General features: G+C 59.9%; 2 protein-coding genes and 1 pseudogene. 1 reads left to right on the top strand and 2 read right to left on the bottom strand.

The annotated features are described in order from the left end of the window. The coding region (locus A5785_RS13730; RefSeq protein WP_156528053.1) for an integrase core domain-containing protein at positions 1–221 on the top strand (221 nt) is incomplete at its 5' end. Between the two features lie 334 nt (positions 222–555). Here the strand turns inward: A5785_RS13730 and A5785_RS13725 are convergent. Together A5785_RS13725 and A5785_RS13720 are read right to left on the bottom strand one after the other, a co-directional pair. After that, positions 556–2307: a hypothetical protein gene (locus tag A5785_RS13725; protein WP_156528051.1), complete on the bottom strand. Its 1752-nt coding sequence runs from the start codon at positions 2305–2307 to the stop codon at positions 556–558. 267 nt (positions 2308–2574) lie between these two features. Next, positions 2575–2919: pseudogene (locus tag A5785_RS13720) on the bottom strand (integrase core domain-containing protein); the annotation flags it as partial. Between the last annotated feature and the right edge of the window lie 75 nt (positions 2920–2994).

Below are 2994 nucleotides of genomic sequence, written 5' to 3'. Positions count from 1 at the left end.
GGAACAACGGGTTCATCGAGTCGTTCAACAACCGGCTGCGTGACGAGTGTTTGAACCGCAACTGCTGGCCCACCCTGTTGGAGGCCCAGGTGGTCATCGGCGACTTCAAGGCCGACCACAACCACCGACACCGGCATTCGGCACTGGGCTATCGAACCCCGGCCGAGTACGCTGCCGGATGCACCCACCAGCATCACCCCGTGGGCTGCGAGATCGACTGACCGACTGCAAGAAGATACTGGCTCTAGAACTGCCTGGACCGGTTATCGGGGACCTGCCACGAGCGCCGGTACCTTTACGGATCAGCGATCTCACGATATTTGAGGGACTCGGAGAGACCCTCTCAACGCCCACTCGGGATATCGCGGACCTGTTCGGTGGATGGACTAAACAGCCGACTCCGGTTCCGGTCTCGCTGCGCGAGTTTCTTGATCTGGTGTCGCTTCCAGCGCCTATCCCACAGCGGATGCTCCGGGATCAGGCCATGCTCAACCGGCTAATCCGTCGCCGCCGCGATGACGAGAGAGGAGAGAGCGATGCCAGCTACTCGCCAAGTTAATGAGGATTAGTGGTTCTCGGGACCTCGCGCGTCTGAACTCGCCCAGGTTGCTCGTCACCATCGAACCGCAGCATCTGTGCACGGTCATCGCCCGTGGGAACTGCGACGAGTCGCGTAGCCGTTAGTTCGGTGATTCGGCCCTGAATGATAGCCATGCGCTTGCCTACCTCTAGACGCCCCGAGTCCAGCGATATCTCAAGCGCCTGCACCAGGCGGAACATGGCTTCGTCACTGACCTGAAAAGGAAAGTCTTGGTCTGGTTCCAGGTCCACCCTGATCTCTGGCCATGTGAAGGAAATTGCCTCTCCTGAAAGGAGCTTCGCTACGTCTATCATTTCACGTGCCTGGTCTCCGGTGTAGCTGGATGGGAAGAGGATACGTTTGTTGGTGTGCTGTTGGATGGTCACCAATGCGCGCGCAATCTTCGCTAGACGAACCACACTCATGTCGCGTTCCCTTCCGGTTGTGGACGTCGAAATGGCTGAGAACTGACGCGGGCCGTAAGCGGTAGATACCCCCAGCGTGTTCGGGTCGTGCAGATTTGCGATGAACTCGAGACTGTCAACGATGTCGGCAGGCCGGCGCCCAGCCGGGTCTGTGGTCACTTGCATATTGACCGTCAGGTTGGGGTAGTCACTTGCGAGAATTTCGAGACGCACGAATCCAGATGGGCCCTCCCAGACTGTGCGCGTCCCCCCAGCGGGTCCCCGTGTGCGCTCAACCAGCCGCACTTCTAGCTCCGCAAGCGTGCTCTCATCAGGTGAAAGCACGGCGACGACCAATTCGGTTTCCGTGCGTTCGTCAGGTGCAGTCTCCGAGGGCGATACGGACAGCTCCACGTCGATGTCATCGCTGTCCAAGATTCCCAGTCCACCTGGGAGTGACAGGCGGACGTTCACTGAGCCTCTCGGCAGCGAAACTGGTGTGCCGAACTCGTGGTAGCGGCGGTACTCCGTATCGAGGTCGCTGCCTTCGTCGATCTTTACGCTGTACTCGCCCGTGATCGGACGCTCCTCAAGGGCCGCCAAACTCCGGGCAAAGATGGCTATCAATAACCAGCCGTCCGGCGACCCGTACGCCACCTGTGCAACCATGCCCGGTCGGTTTGCTTCGGACCCGTCGGGCGGTGACGCGGTCATGGACAGCTCGTATCGGTAGTGCGGATCGTAGGCATTGATTGCCTTGTAGATCTCCATCAGGTCCGAACGAACGTCCAGCGGTTGCAAGGCCTCGCCGGGAGTACGGTCCGCTCGTCGAGCGATGACGCTGGCGAGCAAATCTGTCTGCTGCTGTAACCGGTCTTTGCCGTCACGGAGGTAGTAGTCGATGACCATCGGATTCTGAGCCGCGAACAGATCAAGGCGGTTCAGACCCACCCAACGGCACGGAAAAACGACGTCGGCCGTCATCTGGCCAAACCATGCCTCATTCACCGGTGTGGGATCGAGGGGCAGCACAAGAGACCACGACGAGATCTCCCACTGCTCGGCCTCAGCAGACTTCAGCAACTCGTCGAACGATGCCCTGATCTTCCGCTTCTGCGAGCTGGTCAAGTTCGAGGCAAACTTCTTGACCTGGTACACGTCTCGTAGCGCGCGATCGTCGGACAGCGGAACGAAGACGTCTACTCCGCCGTCGCCTCGGCCCGGCCGGATCCGCCACGCATTCGGGTACTCAGTGCACAACAGCATTGCGACGACTGCTTCAACGTCTTCACCGCTCTGTCGGGTCCACTCGACGCGCGCCATCACTACATCTTTCCAGCTCCCCCGAGCCCGGCACTGCTGCGACGCGTGTGAATTACAAGGCGCAGCTGCCCCGCAGTCGCGCGTGCCAGCCGATCGCCACTGCCGCCAACCGTTCCACGGTCAGCTATGGGGTAACTCGTCCTACTTCAACACGTCTCGTTACCAGTTTAAGTACCTGCGGACATGGGTAGCCATCGTCACGACGACGACTGTCGATGATCACCAAGATTGGTGAATTGAATCGCCCCGGGTTTGCTGGGGGCTCGTTTACTTGGTTCCAGCGTTTGCCGGGACCGGGTTCTCACGGTAGCTGGTGACCGGGTGGGTCGACCAGTAGGTGGTCTTGTACTCGACGGGTGGGACGTGTCCGATCTCGCCGTGCAGGCGGCGGTGGTTGAACCAGTCGATGTACTCGGCGACGGCGATCTCGACTTCGCCGACCCTGCGCCAGCCGCCTCTCGGGCGCATGACTGGGTTACGGATGCACTCGGCTTTGAACAGAGAGTTGAACGCCTCAGCCATCGCATTGTCGTATGAATCACCCTTAGAGCCAACAGAAGTCACCGCATCAGCCTCAGCCAATCGTTCGGTGTAACGGATCGCTCGATACTGACCGGGCTCAACCAGTCGATGCAACACCGGCTTGTTGGAGCAACAATAGCTGCTCGTTGAAGGCCTCAGCGGGAG

Source organism: Gordonia sp. 852002-50395_SCH5434458 (assembly GCF_001665905.1).
Lineage (GTDB): Bacteria > Actinomycetota > Actinomycetes > Mycobacteriales > Mycobacteriaceae > Gordonia > Gordonia jacobaea.
This window is presented reverse-complemented; position numbering and strand designations above follow the sequence as displayed.